We start from the raw sequence: 21,922 nt of genomic DNA, 5'->3' as shown, positions 1-21,922 counted from the left end.
CTTTACAAAAACCATCAAGATCAGGAAATAAGGTTAACTGTCGCACATCAAATGTTTCTGAAAGGATGCGCAAGAACATCAGTTTCATTTCAACCGTTATTGCTAATGGCTAATAAAATCGTCCTGGCAGTGTGGGAACTTTCGTAAGTCATTTCTATTACTTGGTTAAAATTTACCTGGTCAATTTCCTAAAAACAGATTCCTTGGGTTTAACATGATCAGGTTTGAATTTTCATCTCATCTGCGGGCATATGCTGCGGCGAATAAATGTAAATAATGGAATTAACAGAGATGGACTTTACAGCAGTAGTATTTGGATTAAAGATGGCGACCATGCCGAAGATAACATCCAACGGTGACTAGAAGGGTTGGTATGTATGGCTATAAATGGAACAATGACGCTAAATGGTGCTGACTACGCCCCATTTAATTTATATGGGGTTGGCATCTTTATGGCGCATTCCGGACAGGGAACTTACCGTAATCAAGGAACTTGTGGCGCAATACAAGGTGCAGGCCCAATTCCCCCAGGTAAATATTGGATTGTTGATCGAGGCTCAGGGGGTTTCTTATCCTCATTAAAAGCTCATGTTCAGGACCAATGGAACAAAATAAGATCCGGTGCGGAATTTGGCCGTGATGAGTGGTTTGCTTTATATAAGGATGATTGGGGAATCGACGATGGAACATGGGTTGATCACGTCTATCGCGGGCTGTTCAGACTCCATCCCGGTACAGTGTCAGAAGGGTGTATAACAATCGCTCATAACTCCGATTATGCATTAATCCGTAACGCTCTTATGAACACAGAGCTTATTCAGGTTCCATGTATGCGTTCACTTATGGCTCGCGGCTGTATTGAGGTTGTTGACGGTGGATATAGCTACACTTGCCCGTAAATGGGGATCAAGACTGCTTAAGGCCGTCTGGTTTGTGTTAATTAGCTTTCCGCTAGGACGCACGCTGGGTCCTTCTACAGATTATATTAATCATAATGTTGCAACTGCTATTTGCGGCTTCATCTATGGTGATGTGAATGCGGAAACAATGTACGAAACATATATAAACACCGATATTTTAATCCTGTTTACTCTCACAACGGTTTTCTATCTCTTAACAATGAAGTTATTCAATAAAATAAGGAAAAAATAATATGCCAATCCCTCCCTATATGTGGCTCAAAGACGACGGCGGCGCAGATATCAAAGGCTCAGTAGATGTTCAGGACCGCGAAGGAAGCATTGAGATAATCGGTTTAAGTCACGGTATCAATCTTCCTGTTAACAGCGCAAATGGAGCGATTACCGGTACACGACAGCACTCTTCTATGAGGATCGAAAAGGAGGTGGATAGTTCTACCCCATATCTTTATAAAGCTGCCGCCACTGGCCAGGCGCTAAAAAGCGCAGAAATTAAGTTCTATCATATTAACGATGCCGGTCAGGAAGTGTGCTATTACACAGTCTTCATGGAGAACGTGAAGGTGACTGGGGTTAACTGTAGCGTACCTAATGTGAAAATCGCGGCCAACGATAAAATTAACCACGTCGAAAGCGTCAGCTTGCAGTATGAGAAGATCACCTGGCGCATTGTTGATGGGAACATCCAGCACAGTGACGCCTGGAACGAACGCACTACGGCGTAAAATAAAAGTACTTCTTTAAGGGCATTTATTTGCCCTTATTGCCCTTCCCTCACTCGCCACAAACATATATGATTTAATGTATATGATAAAAACCACGCAGGATCGCCAGATGCTTCACCCCGTTCAGCTCTTCAAAACCCTCTCCGACGAAACGCGCCTCTCCATCGTCATGCTTCTGCGTGAAGCGGGCGAGCTGTGCGTCTGCGATCTCTGCTCCGCTACCAACGAGCCGCAGCCGAAAGTCTCCCGCCACATGGCCTTACTGCGCGAGGCCGGGCTGGCCATCGACCGTCGCGAGGGTAAGTGGATCTACTACCGTCTCTCTCCCAACATGCCTGCATGGGCGGCAACCGTTATCGACACCAGCTGGAACTGCCTGCGGGAAGAGACGCGTATGAAGCTGAAAAACCGACTTCCGGGCTCGTGCTGACCAAAACATATTCACAATAACAGATATAATGGAGTAAAAGATGTTTCTGGCAGGAGCGATTTTTTTATTCACACTGGTGCTGGTCATCTGGCAACCCAGAGGGCTCAGCATCGGCTGGAGCGCGACCATTGGCGCCGCGCTGGCGCTGATGAGCGGCGTTATCCACATTAACGATATCCCTGTGGTGTGGAATATCGTCTGGAATGCGACGGCAACGTTTATCGCGGTTATCGTTATCAGCCTGCTGCTGGATGAGTCCGGCTTTTTCGAGTGGGCCGCGCTGCACGTTGCCCGCTGGGGAAACGGTCGCGGGCGATTGCTGTTTACCTGGATCGTGCTGCTGGGCGCAGCCGTGGCGGCGCTGTTTGCCAATGACGGCGCGGCGCTGATCCTCACCCCTATCGTCATCGCTATGCTGCTGGCGCTGGGGTTCAGCAAGCAGGCTACGCTGGCGTTCGTGATGGCGGCGGGATTTATCGCCGATACCGCCAGCCTGCCGCTGATTGTCTCCAACCTGGTCAACATTGTGTCGGCGGACTTCTTTAAGCTGGGCTTCAGCGAATACGCCTCGGTGATGATCCCGGTTGATATCGCTGCGATTGCCGCAACGCTGGTGATGCTGCATCTGTTCTTCCGAAAAGAAATTCCCCCCGAATATGACCAGGCAAAACTCCGCGAGCCCGCACGGGCCATTCACGACCTGCCAACGTTCAGAACGGGCTGGATCGTGCTGCTGCTACTGCTTGTCGGTTTCTTTGTGCTTGAACCTCTGGGTATCCCGGTCAGCGCTATCGCAACAACTGGCGCGCTGATTTTGTTTGCCGTTGCTAAACGCGGGCACGCCATTAACACTGGAAAAGTGCTGCGCGGCGCGCCGTGGCAAATTGTTATCTTCTCGCTGGGGATGTATCTGGTGGTGTATGGCCTGCGCAACGCCGGGCTGACGGAGTCTCTTTCAGGCGTTCTTGATCACTTAGCCGGATACGGACTCTGGGTCACCACGCTGGGAACCGGATTTATCACCGCCTTCCTGTCATCCATAATGAACAATATGCCAACGGTGCTGATTGGCGCGCTCTCCATTGAGGGTAGTGCTGCAACAGGGTTGGTTAAAGAGGCGATGATTTACGCTAACGTGATTGGCTGCGATTTGGGGCCGAAAATTACCCCCATAGGAAGTCTGGCTACCCTGCTCTGGCTCCATGTGCTGGCACAGAAAAACATGACTGTTACCTGGGGCTACTACTTCAGGACGGGCATCATAATGACCCTGCCGGTTCTCTTTGTGACGCTCGCCGCACTCGCGCTACGTCTCTCCTTCACACCATAATGAGTCACTGATATGAGCTACATCACCATTTATCACAACCCCGCCTGCGGCACGTCGCGCAATACGCTGGAGATGATCCGCAACAGCGGTACGGAACCAGAGATTGTCCTCTATCTGGAAAACCCGCCGTCACGCGATCAACTGACCAGGCTGATTGCAGACATGGGGATTTCCGTGTGCGATCTGCTGCGCAAAAACGTCGAGCCTTATGAGCAACTGGGCCTTGCGGGGGAAAATTTCACCGACGACCAGCTTATCGATTTCATGCTGCAATACCCCATCCTGCTTAACCGTCCGATTGTAGTGACACCGCTGGGCACCCGTCTGTGCCGTCCTTCTGAAGTCGTTCTCGACATCCTTCCGGACGCGCAAAAAGGGGCATTTACAAAGGAAGATGGCGAAGTCGTCGTTGACGCCAGCGGGAAAAAAATCTCCCGACAGTAAGCGTAGCCGGGGCGAGTGCTATCAGACGGTATCCTCGCCTGCAATTCGCCCCACCATCACCCGGATCTCCTCCCGGGTTAACGGCGACCGATCGGTCACAAAATGCAGCGTCATCCCCTCGATAAACGCATCCAGCGCGCGGGCGGTGGCCGGATCAAACCACTGCTCCAGCGTAGCCTGGCTCATCTTCATCCAGTCCTGCATCACCGTTTTCAGCGCGGCGCTGCGGTGCATAAACGCGTATAACTGATACATCAGCGCCATATTGTGTGGCGTGGTCACGGCTGAACTGTGGATCAGCGTGGTAATGGCCTCGCACGCCCTCTCGCGCCCCGTAACCCCCGCGAAGAAATCCCGGTACTGCTGAGACATCTGCTGCGTAAACCACGTGAATGCCTCCTCCAGAAGCGACTCCATCCCGTCGAAATAGTAGGTCATCGACCCCAGCGGCACGCCTGCGCAGGTGGCAATTTTGCGGTGCGTGACGGCATGAATACCGTGCTCAGCAATGGTGTCCAGCGTCGCCTGGAGTATCTTCTCGCGGCGGTTAGGGTCGTTCGGTGGTCTGCTCATAAAATCCTCATCCGGTTTATGTACAAATGTACACAAAGTTGCTAGTGTTGTCGCTATTGTTGTACTTCTGGTGCTGATCCCAATGACGCTAACTTCTCCTCGCAAAGCCCTGCATCTGCGCATGTGGGCGCTGTTTATGTTCTTCTTCATCCCCGGGCTGCTGATGGCTTCCTGGGCAACGCGCACCCCGGCAATCCGCGATACGCTATCCGTTTCGACGGCGGAGATGGGGATCGTGCTGTTTGGCCTGTCGATTGGCTCGATGAGCGGCATCCTCTGCTCGGCCTGGCTGGTGAAACGCTTTGGCACGCGCGCGGTGATCCGCACCACCATGTGCTGCGCAGTGGTAGGTATGCTCGGTCTGAGCGTGGCGCTGTGGTTCGCCTCGCCGCTGATGTTTGCCCTTGGGCTGATGGTATTTGGCGGCAGCTTTGGTGCGGCGGAAGTGGCCATTAACGTCGAGGGGGCCGCCGTTGAACAGGCGATGAACAAAACGGTGCTGCCGATGATGCATGGCTTTTACAGCCTCGGCACGCTGGCAGGCGCGGGCGTGGGGATGGCGCTGACGGCGCTGGGCATTGCGGCCAATGTGCACATTTTACTCGCGGCGCTGGTCTGTATTATCCCGATCCTCACCGGCATCAGGGCTATTCCCGCAGGCACAGGACAAAATGCCTCGGACGAACAGAAGTCTGCGGCAAAAGGGTTGCCCTTCTATCGCGATTTCCAGCTGATGCTGATTGGCGTGGTGGTGCTGGCGATGGCGTTTGCTGAAGGCTCCGCCAACGACTGGCTACCGTTGCTGATGGTGGACGGGCACGGATTTAGCCCCACCTCCGGCTCGCTGATTTACGCCGGGTTTACGCTCGGCATGACCGTTGGACGCTTTACCGGGGGCTGGTTTATCGACCGTTACAGCCGCGTGGCTGTCGTCCGTGCCAGCGCCCTGCTGGGTGGGCTGGGCATCGCGATGATTATCTTTGTGGATGTGGACTGGATTGCCGGTGTGTCGGTGATCCTGTGGGGACTGGGCGCCTCCCTTGGCTTCCCGCTGACCATTTCCGCTGCCAGCGATACCGGCCCCGACGCGCCGACGCGCGTGAGCGTCGTAGCGACCACGGGATACCTCGCTTTCCTGGTGGGGCCGCCGCTGCTTGGATTCCTCGGTGAGCACTACGGGTTACGCAGCGCGATGCTGGTGGTATTAGGGTTAGTCATCATTGCCGCCCTGGTGGCGCGAGCGGTGGCAAAACCGGAAGCAGAAACAACGTCAATGGAGAAGGGATATGAGCGTTAAACTGATTGCAGTCGACATGGATGGCTCCTTCCTGAGCGATGCGAAAACCTATAATCGCGCGCGTTTTCTGGCGCAGTACGCGCGCATGAAAGCGCAAGGTATCCGTTTTGTGGTCGCCAGCGGAAACCAGTACTATCAGCTGATCTCATTTTTCCCGGAGATCGCCCATGAAATCGCCTTCGTCGCCGAAAACGGCGGCTGGGTGGTGGATGCGGGCGAAGATGTGTTTAACGGCGAACTGTCGAAAGAGCACTTCCTGACCGTCGCCACCCTGTTAAACGATGTGCCCGGCATTGAGATAATTGCCTGCGGAAAAAACAGCGCCTACACGCTGAAAACGTATAACGACCTCTTCAAAGAGATTGCTGCGAAATACTATCACCGCCTTGAAAGCGTCAGTAGCTTTGACAACCTCAACGATATTTTCTTCAAATTCGGGCTTAACGTTTCTGACGACGAAATTCCGCGCATTCAGGCGCTGCTGCATGAGAAGCTTGGCGACATCATGGTGCCGGTGACCACGGGACACGGCAGTATCGACCTGATTATCCCCGGCGTACACAAAGCTAACGGCCTGCGGATCCTGCAAGCGCGCTGGGGCATAGAGGACAGTGAAGTGGTAGCCTTTGGCGACAGCGGTAACGACGTGGAGATGCTGCGACAGGCTGGGTTTGGCTTCGCGATGGCCAATGCCAGACCGCATATTAAAGCGGTGGCCCGCTATGAAGCGCCACATAATAATGACGAAGGGGTGCTGGACGTAATTGATAGGGTGCTGGACGGGGAGGCGCCGTTTAATTGATTCCGTGCGCTCTGGTGCCCTCACCCTAACCCTCTCCCACAGGGAGAGGGGACTGTCCCGAGCTCGCCCACGGGGGAGAGGGAATAAGAATTACGGTTGCAGGGCGTTTCCGACGCGTTTGTCTTTCAGGAATACCACCATCAGGGCAATCCACAGCACGCCGTTGGCGAGGTTAAACAGGCTGAACAGTCCGTTACCGCCGAAAGCATAGGCATGCTTGCTCACCTCAATACCGACGGTGAAAATCAGCATTTGCAGCATCCCCATCGCGGCAGACACCGTGCCTTTACTCATTTCACTGGCGAACAGCGTCAGGCGCACCAGGCCAGCATTCGCCACGCCAATACCAAACGCGTAAATGCTCAGCCCCGCCGTCATCCACAGGTACGCATGGGACGAGGCTACGGTCGCCACCGCCGCGATAATCAGCCCTGCCGCAATGGGCCAGCCGCCCATAATAATCAGCGAACGCACGGTACGGCGGGACGTCAGACGTGCCAGCACCAGGTTACCGATAATCAGCGCGCCAAAAATCGGCACCTGTAACAGGCCATACTCATAGCTGCTAAGCTGTTCGCCGCTGATGATAATGACCGGCGACTGGGCAATCCACGCCAGCAGCGGCAGGCTGACAAAGCCCGTCGCCAGCGCGCCCGCGACAAAACGGCCGTTTTGCAGCACCGCCTTATAGTCACGCCCCAGCTCTTTAAGCGAGAGCTTTTCGCCCAGGCGGGTGGCGGTCTCCGGCATCGCACGGTGCAGCCCAAAGAAAGAGATGGCCGCAAGCGCGGCAAAGAGGACGAACATCCCTTCCCACGGCGCAACGTGGACCCATGCGGCTCCCACCAGCGGCCCCAGAAGCGGCGCAATCAGCGCCACGTTCGCCATCAGCGCGGTTATTTTGATACATACCGCCTCCTCAAACGACTCCTGAATAGCGGCGTAGCCCACGGCGCCAATAAAGCACAGGCTCACGCCCTGAAGGAAACGCAGCAGCGTGAATTGCTCAATGTTCTGCGCCAGCAGCGTGGCGAGACAGGTGACGATAAACCACACCACGCCCGTCAGCATCACCGGGCGGCGGCCAATACGATCCGACAGCGGCCCTAAAAGCCACTGTAAAAACATGCCGCCCGCCAGATAGGCGGTCATGGATGTAGGTACCCACTCAATACCTGCGTTGTACTGCTCAACCACAGCCAGCATGCCTGGCTGGATCATGTCGTTGCCGATGTAGGTAGAGAATTCGTAAAGCACCAGACACAGAGGAAAAAGTAACGCCTGACGACCCAGACGATTACCGGAAGAAGAACGGTTTATCATGCAATCTCTTTAGTATGAAAAAATCGCGATGAGTGTAATGAATTGCCGCTGTCTGAGATAGCATAATCACGTGAAAACACAGAAATAAGGCACTTATCGTTGTTGTTTAAGGTTTCCTTAAGTTGCCCTCCCTATGATAGTGCTATTTCACGTTATTGACCGAAACTATGACACACGCCGTCAGCCCTTCAGAATTATCTAAGTTACCGACAAATAAGACAAAAAGCCTTTACCGTTTGCCTGCCCGCTTTTATGGTTATCAGCTTTTCGGGCTGATCGTCCTTGCGCTGCTTTTTACCTGGCTTTCGCGCGATGAATCGCTTGACCGATGGATAACCGGCTTCTGGTATGACGCGGCGACGCACCATTTCCCGCTACAGCAAAACCCGCTGCTGGATCTGCTGAACCATCGGCTGGCGAAATATGTGACCATTGCGCTGGCTGCCGCATCGCTGATTTACGGCGCTTACAAACGCAATGCCCGGCTGGTGACGGCCGCGCTTCTGATGGGGCTGGGGGCGCTGGTAGTTGGGGTGCTGAAAAGCATAAGCCACCACAGCTGTCCGTGGGATCTGGTGGAGTATGGCGGCAAAGCCGTCTCGTATCCCCTGTTCAGCGCCGTTCCGGCAGACAGCGGACCGGGACGCTGCTTTCCCGGCGGCCACGCCTCAAGCGGGTTTATGGTGATGGGGTTGTTTTTTGCCTTCTGGCGTGAACGTCCGCGCCTGGCCTGGTCCTTTGTCGCGTTAGGCGTTGTTATGGGGCTGCTGATGGGATTCGGGCAGGTCATGCGCGGCGCGCATTTTTTCTCTCACAACCTGTGGGCCGGGTGGTGGGTCTGGTTTTCCCAGGTGCTGGTTTACGGGCTGGTTTCCACCTGGTTTGCTAAAGAGTAACGAGATTATGTTAGAAAATCTGAACTACGAACTGTTTTACCTGCTCAACGCCACGCCAGCATCACCGGAATGGATGATCGATCTCGCCACCTTCATTGCGAAAGATGTGATCAGCATTGTACCGGCGCTGGCGGTGATCCTCTGGTTATGGGGACCTCGTACACAGGTCACCGCCCAGCGCCATCTGGTGATCAAAATGGCGATGGCGATCGGCGTGAGCGTGCTGGCAAGCTACGTGCTGGGCCACGCCTTCCCGCACGATCGTCCGTTTGTCGAGCACGTCGGCTACAACTTCCTGCACCATGCGCCGGATGACTCGTTCCCGAGCGATCACGGCACGGTGATCTTCACCTTTGCGCTGGCCTTCCTGTTCTGGCATCGCCTGTGGTCCGGCATGGTGCTGATGGGGGTGGCGGTCGCCATCGCCTGGTCCCGCGTCTACCTGGGCGTGCACTGGCCGCTGGATATGGTCGGCGGTTTCCTGGTGGGGCTGATGGGCTGCGTCAGCGCAGCCATCCTGTGGAGCCTCTTTGGTCCGGCGCTTTATCGTGGATTATCACAGGCCTATCGCGTTCTGTTTGCCCTTCCGATCCGCAAAGGCTGGATACGTGACTAACCCCGGTCCGTCAGGTTACACTTGAGCCCCCGCCCTGCGGGGGCTCACTTTTTTAGCCCGAGGATCTATGGAAACACGTCGCGATGACCGCATTGCTCAGCTGCTTCAGGCGCTGAAGCGCAGCGATAAGCTGCATCTTAAGGAAGCCGCTACCCTGCTTGGCGTGTCTGAAATGACCATTCGTCGCGATCTGAACAGCGACAGCGCCCCCGTTGTGCTGCTTGGCGGGTATATTGTTCTGGAGCCGCGTAGCGCCAGCCATTATCTGTTAAGCGATCAAAAAACACGCCTGGTGGAAGAGAAGCGCAAAGCCGCGCGGCTCGCCGCCTCGCTGGTGCAGCCGCATCAAACGCTGTTTTTTGACTGCGGTACGACAACCCCGTGGATCATCGAGGCCATCGACAGCACCGTTCCCTTTACCGCCGTCTGTTATTCGCTAAACACCTTCCTGGCCTTGCAGGAGAAACCGGCGTGCCGGGTGATTTTGTGCGGCGGCGAGTTTCATGCCAGCAACGCCATCTTCAAACCGCTGAATATTCAGGACACGCTGAGCAATGTATGTCCGGATATCGCCTTTTACTCTGCGGCGGGTGTGAATGTGAAACAGGGGGCAACCTGTTTTAATCTTGAAGAGTTACCGGTGAAACAGTGGGCGCTCAACGCCGCACAGCAGCATGTGCTGGTGGTTGATCACAGTAAATTTGGCAAGGTTCGTCCGGCAAGGATGGGGGAACTGTCGCGCTTTGACGCCATCGTCAGTGATTGCCGCCCGGATGACGAGCTGGTGTCGTATGCAAAGGCGCAGCAGGTGAAGTTGATCTATTGAGGTTGTGCCGGGTGGCGGCTTCGCCTTACCCGGCCTACAACGGCTCAAACGAAGGCCGGGTAAGCGCAGCGCCACCCGGCAAAAACCTAGCTAAACCAGCTGCCAAACCAGCCGTGGAACTTCATTAATACAAAGTCCCACATCCGGCTGAAGAAGCCGCCCTCTTCCACCGCTTCCATCACCACCAGCGGACGCTGCTCAATGGATTTGCCGTTAAGCTGGAAATCTATCGTCCCGACCACCTGGCCTTTTTTCAACGGCGCGGTCAGCTGTGGCTCGGTCAGGGTATAGCTGGCTTTCAGGTTTTTCAGCTGACCGCGTGGAATGGTGACAGAACCCGCTTCACCTGCCCCCAGGTTCACTTCGCTTTTATCCCCAAACCAGACGCGCTGGCTGACGAAGGTGGCGTCCGGCTTAATCGGCGTGACGGTTTCAAAGAAGCGGAAACCCCAGGTCAGCAGTTTTTCGGATTCATTAAAACGAATGCGGTCGGTTTTCGTCCCCAGCACCACCGAGATCAGGCGCATGTCGCCCTGCGTCGCAGAAGCCACCAGGTTGTATCCGGCCCCGGCGGTCGTCCCCGTTTTCATGCCGTCCACGTTAACGTTACTGCTCCAGAGCAGACGGTTACGGTTAGGCTGGCGGATATTGTTGAAGGTAAACTCTTTCTCTTTATGGATGGCGTACTCATCCGGCACGTCATGGATCAGCGCTTTGCCCAGCAGCGCCATATCGCGCGCGGTACTGAACTGACCGGGCGCATCCAGGCCGTGAACGGTTTTAAAGGTGGTGTTGGTCAGACCCAGTTTTTGCGCGTAGCCATTCATCAACCCAATGAATGAGTCCTGACTGCCTGCGACGTAATCGGCCAGCGCAATACAGGCATCATTTCCCGACTGAATAATGACCCCTTTATTCAGATCGGAAACGGAGACCTGATCGCCGGGCTTCAGGAACATGACGGACGAGCCGCGCAGCGCCGGGTTACCCGTCGCCCAGGCATCTTTGCCGACGGTGACCATGTCATCCAGCTTGATCTTGCCCGCTTTCAACGCCTGACCGACCACATAGCTGGTCATAATTTTCGTCAGGCTCGCCGGGTCGAGTTTTTCGTCGGCGTTACCTTCCGCCAGCACTTTCCCGCTGGCGTAATCCATCAGGATCCAGGCGCGCGCATCGACAGGCGGCGCTTCGGGCGCCGTCTGTTCCGCCGCATGGAGCGTTGGGGCAAAAAGGAAAAGCAGCGCCGAGCCTGCCGCCAGGCTGCGCAGAGAAGAAGTTTTTTGCGTCATAAATGCCACCCGAGTGTCCATTCTAAAAATCACGTCACAATCACCGTGTCGCAAGAAGCGATGAGTAATAGCGCACTACAGCGTTCAAAGAAACCTGTTCCAGGTAAAGTTTTTAAAGTTTATGCAATAACATTCAGATACGCTTTGATTGCGGCGTTTTTTTTAGCATCTGTTGCGTAATTGTTAGGTTTATCTCACCATGGCGAAAAGCTGACTCGGATTCACATCTCATCGGGAGTAAATATGATTACGCTGTGGGGCAGGAACAATTCGACTAACGTGAAGAAAGTGCTCTGGACGCTGGAGGAGCTGGATTTACCGTTCAACCAAATCATGGCTGGCATGGCGTTCGGGGTGAATAAAGACGCCGACTATCTGGCGATGAACCCAAACGGACTGGTGCCGTTGCTGCGCGATGACGAGACAGACGCCACGCTGTGGGAGTCCAACACCATCGTGCGTTATCTCGCCGCGCAGTACGGCCAGGGTCGGCTGTGGGTTGAAAATCCAGCCCGCCGCGCGCAGGGCGAAAAATGGATGGACTGGGCAAACCAGACGCTTTCCCCCACGCACCGGGTGATCCTGATGGGGCTGATCCGCACGCCGGAAGCCGAACGTGATTATCCCGCCATTCATGCCGCCCAGGACGCCTGCGAATCTCTGTTCGCGATGATGGACGACGAACTGGCGAAGCACACCTGGTTCTCCGGCGACACTTTCGGCGTGGGCGATATCGCCGTCGCCCCCTTCGTCTGGAACCTCACTAACATGGGTCTTAGCTGGAGCCCGCGCCCTCACCTGGAGCGCTGGATCCAGCAGCTTAGCGAGCGCCCGGCGTATCGCAACGTGGTGATGATCCCGGTGACCTGATTACGACCCGGACGGGCTGACTTTCAGCAGCTGCCCGTCCGTCTCGTCAGTCAGCACATACAGATAGCCATCCGGCCCGACGCGCACATCGCGAATACGCTGATCTTTATCGCCCAGAATGCGTCCGTCCTCCGTCACGCTATTGCCCTTCACGCTCAGCACGATGACGTCTTTCTCCTTCAACGCGCCGATAAAAAGCTTGTTTTTCCACTGCGGGAAGACGTCGCTGTTGTAGAACGCCATGCCGCTGACGGCGGGCGACACTTTCCAGACAAACAGCGGCTTTTCGGTGCCCTCAACGTGCTCGCCTTTCGCTTCCGGGATTTTCAGGCCGCTGTAATTGATCCCGTGCGTCGCCAGGGGCCAGCCGTAGTTTTTGCCCTTCTCAGGAATGTTGATCTCATCCCCCCCGCGTGGCCCGTGTTCGTTGAGCCACAGCGTGTCACTCCACGGATTCATCGCCATCCCCTGCGGGTTGCGAATGCCATAGGACCAGATTTCCGGGCGCGCGCCAGCGGTGTTCACAAACGGATTATCCGGCGGCACTTTTCCGTCCTCCGTCAGGCGCACCACCTTGCCCTGAAGCTTGTCCAGCTCCTGCGCCGTCGGGCGCTGATTGTTTTCACCCAGGCCAATAAAGAGATGGCCTTTGCCGTCGAACACCAGCCGTCCGCCAAAGTGGTTGCCGGTAGAGAGCTTCGGCATCTGTCGGAACACCACCTGGAAGCCCTCAATGCGCGACAGGTCATCGCTCAACCGCCCGTAGCCCACCGCGGTACCCGCTTTGCCATCATTACCTGCCTCGGCGAAGCTGAGCCAGACCCTCCGTGACTGTGCAAAATCCGGGGCCAGCGCGACGTCCAGCAGTCCGCCCTGGCCGCTCGCCCATACTTTCGGCACGCCGACAATCGGATCGGAGAGCCCTTTTCCTGCCTGCCAGTGCTTAAGCTGCCCGTCTTTGAGCGTGATGAGCAGCCCCTTGTTATCTGGCAAAAACGCCAGCGACCAGGGGTGATCCAGTTTTGTCTGTAACACGTCAACCTTAACCGTCTCAGGCGCTGCAAGCAGTGAAAGCGGGAATATCAAGACTGGAAGGAAAATCAGCGAGGATCGAGGCATAACGCACTCCTTTATCGACATATGGCTTAAAGATTAGCCACTGTTCCCGGGTGCGTTACCACTTTTACAAAAGCTTAATCAGAAGGGGGAGTTGCCTCCCCCGGGTTCAGTGCCGGGCAAGCGTTTCCGGCTTGTTCAGACACATGATGCAAAGCGCGAGCGTGGTCAGGCAGTTTTCAAGCTTCTCCGCGTTAACGGCAATAAAATTCGGGCAGTCGTGACGTCCGTTCATCAAACAGACCCCGGCGATGGAGAGCACCTCGGCGGCGCGGCGCAGCGCTACTAATTCGCTTTCAGCGCAGTGCGCTTTCAGGATGGGTGCTTTTTCACGCATGAAATTGCAAAGTTCAAAGAAGTTATCACGCAGATTTTCGCTTTCGCTGACTGACATATACCCTTTCGCCTTGCGGAGTTGCAGATATGCGGCCAGGTCGATTCGGGCGTTGATCAGCTTGTTAAGCAGATCGCGTTTCAGTCTGTCAACGGACATGCTATTTCCTCCCCTGTCAGCCTTGTTACCTTATTAAGGATAAGGTCATTTTTTGTACAATGTAATGCCTGAGATCAATAAACGATAACTGATTAACATTCTTTACAATGTTACAACGATTGCCCGCCTCAACTGCGCCATCAAGAGTGTATAAATCCCCCGCGATACGCTGTAAAATCCCGCCCTGATAACTCCATAATTGATGAATTTTTAACCTATGAGCAATGTTACGCACCCGCCGAAAATCGGCTTTGTCTCCCTGGGCTGCCCGAAGAACCTGGTGGACTCCGAACGCATCCTGACTGAACTTCGCACTGAAGGCTATGACGTGGTGCCAAGCTACGACAACGCCGACATGGTGATCGTCAACACCTGCGGGTTCATCGACAGCGCGGTCCAGGAGTCACTGGAAGCCATTGGTGAAGCCCTGACGGAAAACGGCAAAGTGATTGTCACCGGCTGCCTGGGCGCGAAGGTGGATCAGATCCGCGAAGTGCACCCGAAAGTGCTGGAGATCACCGGCCCGCACAGCTACGAGCAGGTGCTGGAACATGTTCATCACTACGTGCCCAAACCAAAGCACAACCCGTTCCTGAGCCTGGTGCCGGAACAGGGCGTAAAGCTGACGCCGCGCCACTACGCCTACCTGAAAATTTCCGAAGGCTGCAACCATCGCTGTACCTTCTGCATCATACCGTCGATGCGTGGCGATCTTGTGAGCCGTCCGATTGGCGAGGTGCTGGCAGAAGCCAAACGCCTGGCCGACGCGGGCGTGAAGGAGCTGCTGGTCATCTCCCAGGACACCTCCGCCTACGGTGTGGACGTCAAACACCGCTCCGGTTTCCACAACGGCGAGCCGGTGAAAACCAGCATGGTCGGCCTGTGCGAGCAGCTGGCTAAGCTCGGGATCTGGACGCGCCTGCACTACGTCTATCCTTACCCGCACGTTGACGATGTGATCCCGCTGATGGCGGAAGGCAAAATCCTGCCGTATCTGGATATCCCGCTACAGCACGCCAGCCCGCGCATTCTGAAGCTGATGAAACGTCCTGGCTCCGTGGATCGCCAACTGGCGCGCATCAAGCAGTGGCGTGAGATCTGCCCGGATCTGACCCTGCGCTCCACCTTTATTGTCGGCTTCCCGGGTGAAACCGAAGAAGATTTCCAGATGCTGCTCGACTTCCTGAAAGAGGCGCGTCTGGATCGCGTCGGCTGCTTCAAGTACAGCCCGGTTGAAGGCGCAACGGCCAACGAGCTGGCGGACCAGGTACCGGAAGAGGTAAAAGAGGAGCGCTGGAACCGCTTTATGCAGCTGCAACAGCAGATCTCTGCTGAACGCTTGCAGGAGAAAGTGGGCCGCGAAATTCTGGTGATTATCGACGAAGTGGACGAAGAAGGCGCGATTGGCCGCAGCATGGCGGATGCACCGGAAATCGATGGCGCGGTGTACCTGAACGGCGAAACACAGGTTAAGCCGGGTGATATTATTCGCGTGAAGGTTGAAAACGCGGATGAGTATGACCTGTGGGGTAGCCGGGTTTAAACACCCTGCTTCCCTTTTGTAGGCCGGGTAAGGCGTAGCCGCCACCCGGCACATTCCACAGCACTACCCTTTTATCCGCGGATCCAGCGCGTCGCGCAGCCCATCCCCCAGCAGGTTAAACGCCAGCACGGTCAGGAAAATCGCCAGGCTCGGGAAGATCGCCACGTGTGGCGCAATCACCATATCCGCCCGCGCCTCGTTCAGCATCGCGCCCCACTCCGGCGTCGGCGGCTGTGCCCCTAACCCCAGAAACGACAGGCTGGCCGCCGAGATAATCGACACGCCTATGCGCATGGTGAAATAGACCACGATAGACGAGACCGTTCCCGGCAGAATATGGCTGAACAGGATGGTGGCATCGCTGGCTCCCATGCTGCGCGCCGACTCGATAAAGGTCTGCTGCTTCAGCACCAGCGTGTTGCCACGTACCAGACGCGCGAAAGCGGGAATCGAGAATACCGCCACGGCGATAATGACGTTCGCCATGCCGCTGCCCATCACCGCCACCACGGCAATCGCCAGCAGAATACCGGGAAAGGCAAACAGCACGTCGCAAATACGCATGATGATGCGGTCCCACCAGCCTTCGTAGTACCCAGCCACCAGCCCCAGCACGGTGCCAATTGCTGCGCCCATCAGCACCGCGAAGACCCCGGCCGCCAGTGAGATCTGCGCCCCTACCAGCACGCGGCTGAATATATCGCGCCCGAGCGAGTCCACGCCAAACCAGTGCATCATCGACGGACCATCGTTCAGCCGGTCGTAGTCGAAGTAGTTTTCCGCATCAAACGGGGCTATCCAGGGGGCGATAATCGCCACCAGGATCAGCAGTAACACAAACAACCCGGCGACCATAGCGACGGGCTGACGACGGAATCGACGCCAGAACTCAACCCACGGGGTGCGAATATGGTCCGGCCTGATCCCCGGCATAGCGTTTAAAATGGCCTGGCGACGCCAGTTCAGTAATCGCATCTTACTTATACCTGATGGCCGGGTTAATGGCGGCGTAAAGCACATCCACCACTAAGTTGATAAGAATAAACTCCAGCGAGAAAAGCAGGACTTCAGCCTGAATAACCGGATAGTCACGCATATCGACCGAGTCGACCAGCAGGCGCCCCAGCCCCGGCCAGTTAAAGACCTTCTCAACCACGATAGAGCCCCCCAGCAGGAAGCCGAACTGTAGCCCCATCATCGTGACCACCGGGATCATCGCATTACGAAAACCATGCTTCAGAATGACCCATTTCTCACTCACCCCTTTTGCCCGCGCGGTGCGAATGTAATCTTCGCTCAGCACGTCGACAAACGAGGCGCGGGTAAACCGGGCCATAACCGCCGCAACGGCCGCGCCTAGCGTCATAGAGGGCAGAATGTAGTGCTTCCAGGTGTCGGCCCCGACGGTCGGCAACCAGCCCAGCTCGACGGAGAAAATCTGCATCAGCAGCATGCCCAGCGCAAACGCCGGGAAAGAGATGCCGGTGACCGCCAGCGCCATACCGAGCTTATCCGGCCAGCGGTTGCGCCAGACGGCGGCGACAATCCCCGCGCCTAGGCCAAAGACAACCGCCCAGCTCATACTGGCAATCGTTAACCAGAAGGTAGGCATAAAGCGGCTGGCGATCTCCTCCGACACCGGACGACGCGACACCATTGAGATGCCGAAATCGCCCTGAAGGACATTGCCAATGTAACGCAGAAATTGCCTGTACAGCGGCTGGTCAAGACCGAGCTGTTTACGCACCAGTTCAATAACCGTCGCATCCGCTTCCGGTCCGGCAATCAAACGCGCCGGATCGCCGGGCAGCATATGGACAAACAAAAACACCAGCACGGCCACAATCAGCAGCGTCGGGATAAGCCCCAGCAGGCGTTTACACACATAATTCAGCATGAGTTTTATTTCAAATCCGCGTCATCAAAGCTAAAGCCCGTATCCGGCATGATGTAAAAACCGGTCAGCGCTTTGTTGTGGGCTGAGACCAGTTTTTCCACCACCAGCGGCACCCACGGCGACTCTTTCCAGATAATGTCCTGCGCCTCTTTGTACAGGCGTGCTTTCTCTTCCGGTTTGGTGGTTTTCAGGGCATCGGCCAGATCTTTATCCACCTGCGGATTACTGTAGAACGCGGTATTGAACAGCGTTGGCGGCCAGTTCTGGGAAGCAAAAAGCGGCGACAGGGACCAGTCCGCTTCTCCGGTTGAAGCCGTCCAGCCGGTGTAGAACATCCGCACGCCGCTCTCTTTCTGTCCTTTGCCTTCCACTTCCGCCGCTCGCTGTCCGGCATCCATCGCCGTGACCCTGGCTTTAATACCCACCTGCGCCAGCTGCTGCTGGGTAAATTGCAGCACCTTCTGCGCGGTACTGTGGTTATGCGACGACCACAGCGTAGTGCTAAAGCCGTTCGGATAGCCCGCCTCTTTCAGCAGTTCCCGCGCTTTCGCCGGATCGTAAGGCCACGGCTGATAGCTTTGCGCGTACTCAATGGTTGGCGGCATCACGCCCGTCGCCGGGGTGGCGTAGCCGGCAAAGGCCACCTTCACCAGCGCCTGGCGGTTAATGGCGTAGTTGATGGCTTCACGCACCTTCGGGTTATCAAACGGTTTCTGCGTGACGTTCATGCTGATGTAGCGCTGCATAATCGACGGGCTGGCCACCAGTTCCAGCTTGCTGTTTTTCGCCAGCAGCGCCGCCTGTTCGTACGGGATCGGGAAGGCAAACTGCGCTTCGCCGGTTTGCAGCATTGCGGCGCGGGTGTTGTTGTCCACTACCGGCCGCCAGGTGATGGTATCCAGCTTCGGCAGCCCCTGCTGCCAGTATCCGGCGAATTTTTTCACCTTCACAAAATCGGTCTGGTTCCAGGTGAGCAGTTCGTACGGTCCGGTCCCCACCGGGTGGAAGCCAATCTCTTTGCCGTATTTTTTCAGGGCGGCGGGGGAAATCATCGCCGTCGCGGGATGCGCCAGGATATTGATGAACGCCGAGAACGGCTCTTTGAGGGTGATCTTCACCGTCGCCGGATCAACCACCTCGGTTTGGGCGATATTTTTATACAGGTTGTAGCGTTTAAGACCGTTTTCCGGATTGCTGGCACGATCCAGGTTGACCTTAACCGCCTCGGCGTTGAAGTCGGTGCCATCCTGGAACTTCACGCCGGTACGGAGCTTAACGGTATAGACCAGCCCGTCGTCCGACACGGTATAGCCTTCCGCCAGCACGTTTTTCAGCTTCATTTCGCGGTCCAGGCCGAACAGCCCCTGGTAGAAGGATTTTGCCACCGCCTGAGAAAGAGTGTCGTTGGCATCATACGGATCCAGGGTCGTGAAGTTAGACCCCACAGCCACCACCACATCTTTCGCCGCGAACGCGGGGGCGGCGGCCAGCGCAGCCGTCACGCTCGCGGCCAGCAGCCATTTACGAGCAACAAAAGGAACCATTGTGTTCTCCTGCCTGTTGTAAGTTATAACCGCGAGAATGCATTGCCCTGACGCGGTGGTGCGACAAAATGACCGGGTCCCACCTCACGCAGCGCCACGCGCTCCAGGGTTTCGCCCCGTTTACGAATATTGCTCGGCATTTCGTCCTGCAACAGCACGCGCTGGGCGTGACGATGCTCAGGATCGGCAACCGGTACGGCAGCCATCAGCTTGCGGGTGTAAGGGTGCTGCGGGTTTTCAAACACCGCCCGACGTGGGCCGATTTCAACAATTTGCCCCATGTACATCACCGCCACGCGATGGCTGATCCGCTCCACCACCGCCATATCGTGGGAGATAAACAGAAACGCAATGCCCAAATCCCGCTGTAAATCGAGCAGGAGATTGATGATTTGCGCGCGGATAGAGACATCCAGCGCTGACACGGACTCATCCGCAATCACCACTTTCGGATTGAGGGCCAATGCCCGCGCAATGCAGATACGCTGTCGCTGACCGCCAGAAAATTCGTGCGGATAACGCCAGGCATGCTCCGGCTTCAGGCCCACGCGCTCCAGCAGCCATGCGACGCGGCGCTGCGCGGCTTCACCGTCGAGCAGGTTATGCACCCGCAGCGGCTCCATAATCGAGTACCCCACCGTATGGCGCGGATCGAGCGACGCATAAGGATCCTGGAATATAAACTGAATATCCCGGCGCACCGCCTGCAATTTACTGTTAGGGAGCGTGTCGATGCGCTCACCGTTGAAGGTGATGCTCCCCTCCTGCGACGCCACCAGCCTGAGCAGCGCCCGCCCGGTGGTGGATTTACCGCAGCCGGACTCCCCCACCAGCGCCAGCGTTTCGCCCGGCCAGAGATCAAAACTGACGTTTTCAACCGCATGCACTTCGCGCTTCACGCGATTGAGGATCCCGCTACGCAGCGGGAAACGGGTCACCAGGTCACGCACTTCGAGGATTGGCCTGCCGGGAACCACCGTATCCTGCTCGGTTTCGTCTTCCTGCTGGCCCTGTTCGGTCTGTGAGAACAGCGGAAAACGGCGCGGAAAATCACTGCCATTCATGGCCCCCAGACGCGGGACCGCCGCCAGTAGCGCTTTGGTATAAGGATGCACCGGCGCATGAAAGACCTGCTCCACCGTGCCGGTTTCCACGGCATTGCCCTGATGCATAACCAGCACCCGATCGGCAATATCCGCCACCACCCCCATATCATGGGTGATGAAAATCACCCCCATCTCCATCTCCTGCTGCAATACCTTAATCAGTTGCAGGATCTGGGCCTGAATGGTGACATCCAGCGCCGTGGTGGGTTCGTCGGCAATGAGCACCGCCGGACGGCACGACAGCGCCATCGCAATCATCACCCGCTGGCGCATGCCGCCGGAAAGCTGATGCGGATAGCGGGACAAAATCGCGTGCGCCTCAGGGATACGCACCAGCTCCAGCATCCGTTTTGCTTCGTTGAGCGCCTCATCACCGCTCAGTCCCTGATGCAGGCGGATAGATTCGGCAATCTGCTCGCCCACCGGAAAAACCGGGTTCAGGGAGGTCATCGGCTCCTGAAAAATCATCGCAATATCTGCCCCGCGCACCCCCTGCATCTGGGACGCACTCAGCTCGTTGAGATCGATAACCTGACGGTTGCGACGGCGCAACAGCATCCGCTCGCTGGTGACCTGCCCGCCCGTCTGCTCAAGCAGACGCATCAGCGCCAGCGCGGTAACGGATTTACCGGAACCTGATTCGCCAACAATCGCCAGCGTCTCGCCGCGCCTGAGCGAAAACGATAAATTCTGTACTGCGGGGATGAACTGCCGCTCTTCCTGAAACGCAATATTCAGTTGGTGGACAGCCAGCACTTCGCAGTTGTCCAGCTCTTCACGGTGCGGCACGCAATGCCCCCTTATTCACGATAAATGCCTGTGCTGGGCGCATCGCCGGCATACCCCCACGCCCGGTACATCCCTTCACTGTTGAACGGCAGAGCCACGTTGCCCTCCCGATCCACCGCAATTAAGCCGCCAATCCCGCCCAGCGCCGGCAGTTTCTCCATCACTACCCGCTCGCAGGCCTCACTCAGGCTTAATCCGCCGTAATCCATTAGCGCGGTAATGTCGTAGGCCGCCAGCGCGCGGATAAACACTTCGCCGGTGCCGGTGCATGACACCGCCGCGGTGGCGTTATTGGCGTAACACCCGGCCCCCGGCAGCGGGCTGTCGCCGACGCGACCGGGAAGTTTGTTGGTCATACCGCCTGTCGACGTCGCGGCGGCGAGATTACCGGCTTTATCCAGCGCCACCGCGCCTACCGTGCCCATTTTGCTGCGTTCATCGAGCGGCGCGGCATGGTCCAGCTGCGTCATCCCCGCTGTACGGGCGTCCAGCAGTTGCCGGTAACGCTCCTCGGTGGAGAAAAGATCGGGCGAGATCGTGTCCATCCCGTGCTCGACGGCAAATTTTTCCGCCCCCGCCCCGGCCAGCAGCACATGCGGGCTTTGTTCCATCACCAGACGCGCGGCCAGCACCGGATTACGCAGACGGCTGACGCCCGCTACCGCGCCCGCCTTCAGGGTGACGCCGTCCATCACGCAGGCATCCAGCTCGTGCGTTTCATCGCGCGTAAAGACCGAGCCAATACCGGCATTAAACAGCGGGCACTCCTCCAGCAGACGTACTGCTTCGGTCACCACGTCCAGCGCGCTGTCGCCCGCTTCCAGCATCCGCTGGCCTGTTTCCACAATGGCGTTCAGCGCATCAATATAACGCTTCTCCTGCTCGGGACTGAGCTGTGCACGGGTGATTGCCCCGGCACCGCCATGAATTGCGATAACCGCTTTACTCATTTCGCATCACCCATCAGCCTGGCTGGCTGCTTTTTCTATAAATATCATTATCGTCGACGAATCTTCAGATGATTTTTGAATATAGAAAGACGCAACTGTGATGTAAAGCGTACACCCATCGGGTCATACAGTTAGCCGCA

General features: G+C 56.5%; 22 protein-coding genes. 12 read left to right on the top strand and 10 right to left on the bottom strand.

Features of this window, described 5'->3' with window-relative positions:
• The first annotated feature begins 377 nt into the window (after window positions 1–377).
• From ACOTY5_RS03130 to arsC, 5 genes are all read left to right on the top strand, one after another.
• Window positions 378–899 (top strand): DUF2778 domain-containing protein, encoded by a 522-nt coding sequence (locus ACOTY5_RS03130; protein WP_023303364.1) that lies wholly within the window; start codon window positions 378–380, stop codon window positions 897–899.
• Between the two features lie 254 nt (window positions 900–1,153).
• Window positions 1,154–1,645, top strand: a complete 492-nt coding sequence (locus tag ACOTY5_RS03125; RefSeq protein ID WP_017384881.1) for an Hcp family type VI secretion system effector — start codon at window positions 1,154–1,156, stop codon at window positions 1,643–1,645.
• Between the two features lie 109 nt (window positions 1,646–1,754).
• Window positions 1,755–2,075 carry a metalloregulator ArsR/SmtB family transcription factor gene (locus ACOTY5_RS03120; RefSeq protein WP_015571018.1) on the top strand — a complete coding sequence of 107 codons (321 nt, stop codon included), beginning with the start codon at window positions 1,755–1,757 and terminating at the stop codon, window positions 2,073–2,075.
• Between the two features lie 40 nt (window positions 2,076–2,115).
• A complete protein-coding gene (locus ACOTY5_RS03115) occupies window positions 2,116–3,405 on the top strand; it encodes an arsenic transporter (RefSeq protein ID WP_023296189.1) in 1,290 nt (429 codons plus the stop codon).
• 12 nt (window positions 3,406–3,417) lie between these two features.
• Window positions 3,418–3,849, top strand: a complete 432-nt coding sequence (gene arsC, locus ACOTY5_RS03110; protein WP_045142265.1) for a glutaredoxin-dependent arsenate reductase — start codon at window positions 3,418–3,420, stop codon at window positions 3,847–3,849.
• Window positions 3,850–3,870: 21 nt separating this feature from the next.
• Here arsC and ACOTY5_RS03105 read toward each other — a convergent pair whose 3' ends face one another.
• A complete protein-coding gene (locus ACOTY5_RS03105) occupies window positions 3,871–4,422 on the bottom strand; it encodes a TetR/AcrR family transcriptional regulator (protein ID WP_015571021.1) in 552 nt (183 codons plus the stop codon).
• An 82-nt stretch (window positions 4,423–4,504) separates the two neighbouring features.
• Here ACOTY5_RS03105 and ACOTY5_RS03100 point away from each other — a divergent pair, with 82 nt between their 5' ends.
• Entirely contained in the window at window positions 4,505–5,719 is a 1,215-nt protein-coding gene (locus ACOTY5_RS03100; RefSeq protein WP_017693738.1) for an MFS transporter, read from the top strand.
• Entirely contained in the window at window positions 5,709–6,521 is an 813-nt protein-coding gene (locus tag ACOTY5_RS03095; protein ID WP_062933901.1) for a Cof-type HAD-IIB family hydrolase, read from the top strand. The genes ACOTY5_RS03100 and ACOTY5_RS03095 overlap by 11 nt, the downstream gene beginning before the upstream one ends.
• Before the next feature lie 90 nt (window positions 6,522–6,611).
• Here ACOTY5_RS03095 and ACOTY5_RS03090 read toward each other — a convergent pair whose 3' ends face one another.
• Window positions 6,612–7,844, bottom strand: a complete 1,233-nt coding sequence (locus ACOTY5_RS03090; protein WP_045142266.1) for an MFS transporter — start codon at window positions 7,842–7,844, stop codon at window positions 6,612–6,614.
• A 167-nt stretch (window positions 7,845–8,011) separates the two neighbouring features.
• On the opposite strand from ACOTY5_RS03090, the gene ACOTY5_RS03085 reads away from it, so the two are divergent.
• The 3 genes from ACOTY5_RS03085 to deoR all read left to right on the top strand — a co-directional run bounded on the left by ACOTY5_RS03085 (window position 8,012) and on the right by deoR (window position 10,182).
• The gene (locus ACOTY5_RS03085; RefSeq protein ID WP_023303358.1) at window positions 8,012–8,740 is read left to right on the top strand and encodes a phosphatase PAP2 family protein; all 729 of its coding nucleotides are present in this window, start codon (window positions 8,012–8,014) and stop codon (window positions 8,738–8,740) included.
• A 7-nt stretch (window positions 8,741–8,747) separates the two neighbouring features.
• Window positions 8,748–9,356, top strand: coding sequence for an undecaprenyl-diphosphate phosphatase (gene ybjG, locus ACOTY5_RS03080; RefSeq protein WP_023296185.1), 609 nt, complete (start codon window positions 8,748–8,750; stop codon window positions 9,354–9,356).
• Window positions 9,357–9,423: 67 nt separating this feature from the next.
• The gene (deoR, locus tag ACOTY5_RS03075; RefSeq protein WP_045142267.1) at window positions 9,424–10,182 is read left to right on the top strand and encodes a DNA-binding transcriptional repressor DeoR; all 759 of its coding nucleotides are present in this window, start codon (window positions 9,424–9,426) and stop codon (window positions 10,180–10,182) included.
• Between the two features lie 86 nt (window positions 10,183–10,268).
• Here deoR and dacC read toward each other — a convergent pair whose 3' ends face one another.
• Entirely contained in the window at window positions 10,269–11,474 is a 1,206-nt protein-coding gene (dacC, locus tag ACOTY5_RS03070; RefSeq protein WP_023296184.1) for a serine-type D-Ala-D-Ala carboxypeptidase, read from the bottom strand.
• A gap of 243 nt (window positions 11,475–11,717) precedes the next feature.
• Here dacC and ACOTY5_RS03065 point away from each other — a divergent pair, with 243 nt between their 5' ends.
• Entirely contained in the window at window positions 11,718–12,344 is a 627-nt protein-coding gene (locus ACOTY5_RS03065; protein ID WP_045142268.1) for a glutathione S-transferase family protein, read from the top strand.
• On the opposite strand, the gene ACOTY5_RS03060 is transcribed toward ACOTY5_RS03065, so the two are convergent.
• Both ACOTY5_RS03060 and bssR read right to left on the bottom strand, forming a co-directional pair.
• On the bottom strand, window positions 12,345–13,463 hold the full coding sequence (locus tag ACOTY5_RS03060; RefSeq protein ID WP_045142269.1) for a PQQ-dependent sugar dehydrogenase: 1,119 nt from the start codon (window positions 13,461–13,463) through the stop codon (window positions 12,345–12,347).
• A gap of 106 nt (window positions 13,464–13,569) precedes the next feature.
• Window positions 13,570–13,953 carry a biofilm formation regulator BssR gene (gene bssR / locus ACOTY5_RS03055; RefSeq protein WP_032620009.1) on the bottom strand — a complete coding sequence of 128 codons (384 nt, stop codon included), beginning with the start codon at window positions 13,951–13,953 and terminating at the stop codon, window positions 13,570–13,572.
• 217 nt (window positions 13,954–14,170) lie between these two features.
• Here bssR and rimO point away from each other — a divergent pair, with 217 nt between their 5' ends.
• Entirely contained in the window at window positions 14,171–15,496 is a 1,326-nt protein-coding gene (gene rimO, locus ACOTY5_RS03050) for a 30S ribosomal protein S12 methylthiotransferase RimO (protein WP_017693743.1), read from the top strand.
• Window positions 15,497–15,559: 63 nt separating this feature from the next.
• Here rimO and gsiD read toward each other — a convergent pair whose 3' ends face one another.
• Genes gsiD through iaaA form a run of 5 tightly spaced genes read right to left on the bottom strand, consistent with a single transcriptional unit; the run spans window position 15,560 to window position 21,782 of the window.
• Window positions 15,560–16,471 carry a glutathione ABC transporter permease GsiD gene (gsiD, locus tag ACOTY5_RS03045; RefSeq protein WP_015571027.1) on the bottom strand — a complete coding sequence of 304 codons (912 nt, stop codon included), beginning with the start codon at window positions 16,469–16,471 and terminating at the stop codon, window positions 15,560–15,562.
• A gap of 1 nt (window position 16,472) precedes the next feature.
• Window positions 16,473–17,393 carry a glutathione ABC transporter permease GsiC gene (gene gsiC, locus ACOTY5_RS03040; RefSeq protein WP_006809475.1) on the bottom strand — a complete coding sequence of 307 codons (921 nt, stop codon included), beginning with the start codon at window positions 17,391–17,393 and terminating at the stop codon, window positions 16,473–16,475.
• A gap of 5 nt (window positions 17,394–17,398) precedes the next feature.
• Window positions 17,399–18,937 carry a glutathione ABC transporter substrate-binding protein GsiB gene (gene gsiB, locus ACOTY5_RS03035; RefSeq protein WP_015571028.1) on the bottom strand — a complete coding sequence of 513 codons (1,539 nt, stop codon included), beginning with the start codon at window positions 18,935–18,937 and terminating at the stop codon, window positions 17,399–17,401.
• Between the two features lie 23 nt (window positions 18,938–18,960).
• Window positions 18,961–20,832 (bottom strand): glutathione ABC transporter ATP-binding protein GsiA, encoded by a 1,872-nt coding sequence (gsiA, locus tag ACOTY5_RS03030; protein ID WP_023296179.1) that lies wholly within the window; start codon window positions 20,830–20,832, stop codon window positions 18,961–18,963.
• An 11-nt stretch (window positions 20,833–20,843) separates the two neighbouring features.
• Window positions 20,844–21,782 (bottom strand): beta-aspartyl-peptidase, encoded by a 939-nt coding sequence (gene iaaA / locus ACOTY5_RS03025; RefSeq protein ID WP_062933902.1) that lies wholly within the window; start codon window positions 21,780–21,782, stop codon window positions 20,844–20,846.
• Window positions 21,783–21,922 lie beyond the last annotated feature (140 nt).

Origin of the sequence: Enterobacter cloacae complex sp. SHL018, from assembly GCF_049237905.1 — a bacterium.
GTDB classification, from domain to species: Bacteria; Pseudomonadota; Gammaproteobacteria; order Enterobacterales; family Enterobacteriaceae; genus Enterobacter; species Enterobacter hormaechei_C.
Note: the sequence above shows the minus strand (reverse complement) of the source record. Positions and strands in the feature narration are given on the sequence as shown.

Coding starts and splice junctions, on each gene's coding strand:
- gsiB (WP_015571028.1), bottom strand. CDS start 18,937: ATGGTTCCTTTTGTTGCTCGTAAATGGCTGCTGGCCGCGAGCGTGACG.
- dacC (WP_023296184.1), bottom strand. CDS start 11,474: ATGACGCAAAAAACTTCTTCTCTGCGCAGCCTGGCGGCAGGCTCGGCG.
- ACOTY5_RS03065 (WP_045142268.1), top strand. CDS start 11,718: ATGATTACGCTGTGGGGCAGGAACAATTCGACTAACGTGAAGAAAGTG.
- bssR (WP_032620009.1), bottom strand. CDS start 13,953: ATGTCCGTTGACAGACTGAAACGCGATCTGCTTAACAAGCTGATCAAC.
- iaaA (WP_062933902.1), bottom strand. CDS start 21,782: ATGAGTAAAGCGGTTATCGCAATTCATGGCGGTGCCGGGGCAATCACC.
- gsiD (WP_015571027.1), bottom strand. CDS start 16,471: ATGCGATTACTGAACTGGCGTCGCCAGGCCATTTTAAACGCTATGCCG.
- rimO (WP_017693743.1), top strand. CDS start 14,171: ATGAGCAATGTTACGCACCCGCCGAAAATCGGCTTTGTCTCCCTGGGC.
- ACOTY5_RS03100 (WP_017693738.1), top strand. CDS start 4,505: ATGACGCTAACTTCTCCTCGCAAAGCCCTGCATCTGCGCATGTGGGCG.
- ybjG (WP_023296185.1), top strand. CDS start 8,748: ATGTTAGAAAATCTGAACTACGAACTGTTTTACCTGCTCAACGCCACG.
- ACOTY5_RS03125 (WP_017384881.1), top strand. CDS start 1,154: ATGCCAATCCCTCCCTATATGTGGCTCAAAGACGACGGCGGCGCAGAT.
- ACOTY5_RS03090 (WP_045142266.1), bottom strand. CDS start 7,844: ATGATAAACCGTTCTTCTTCCGGTAATCGTCTGGGTCGTCAGGCGTTA.
- ACOTY5_RS03120 (WP_015571018.1), top strand. CDS start 1,755: ATGCTTCACCCCGTTCAGCTCTTCAAAACCCTCTCCGACGAAACGCGC.
- ACOTY5_RS03095 (WP_062933901.1), top strand. CDS start 5,709: ATGAGCGTTAAACTGATTGCAGTCGACATGGATGGCTCCTTCCTGAGC.
- deoR (WP_045142267.1), top strand. CDS start 9,424: ATGGAAACACGTCGCGATGACCGCATTGCTCAGCTGCTTCAGGCGCTG.
- gsiC (WP_006809475.1), bottom strand. CDS start 17,393: ATGCTGAATTATGTGTGTAAACGCCTGCTGGGGCTTATCCCGACGCTG.
- ACOTY5_RS03085 (WP_023303358.1), top strand. CDS start 8,012: ATGACACACGCCGTCAGCCCTTCAGAATTATCTAAGTTACCGACAAAT.
- arsC (WP_045142265.1), top strand. CDS start 3,418: ATGAGCTACATCACCATTTATCACAACCCCGCCTGCGGCACGTCGCGC.
- ACOTY5_RS03130 (WP_023303364.1), top strand. CDS start 378: ATGGCTATAAATGGAACAATGACGCTAAATGGTGCTGACTACGCCCCA.
- ACOTY5_RS03060 (WP_045142269.1), bottom strand. CDS start 13,463: ATGCCTCGATCCTCGCTGATTTTCCTTCCAGTCTTGATATTCCCGCTT.
- ACOTY5_RS03105 (WP_015571021.1), bottom strand. CDS start 4,422: ATGAGCAGACCACCGAACGACCCTAACCGCCGCGAGAAGATACTCCAG.
- ACOTY5_RS03115 (WP_023296189.1), top strand. CDS start 2,116: ATGTTTCTGGCAGGAGCGATTTTTTTATTCACACTGGTGCTGGTCATC.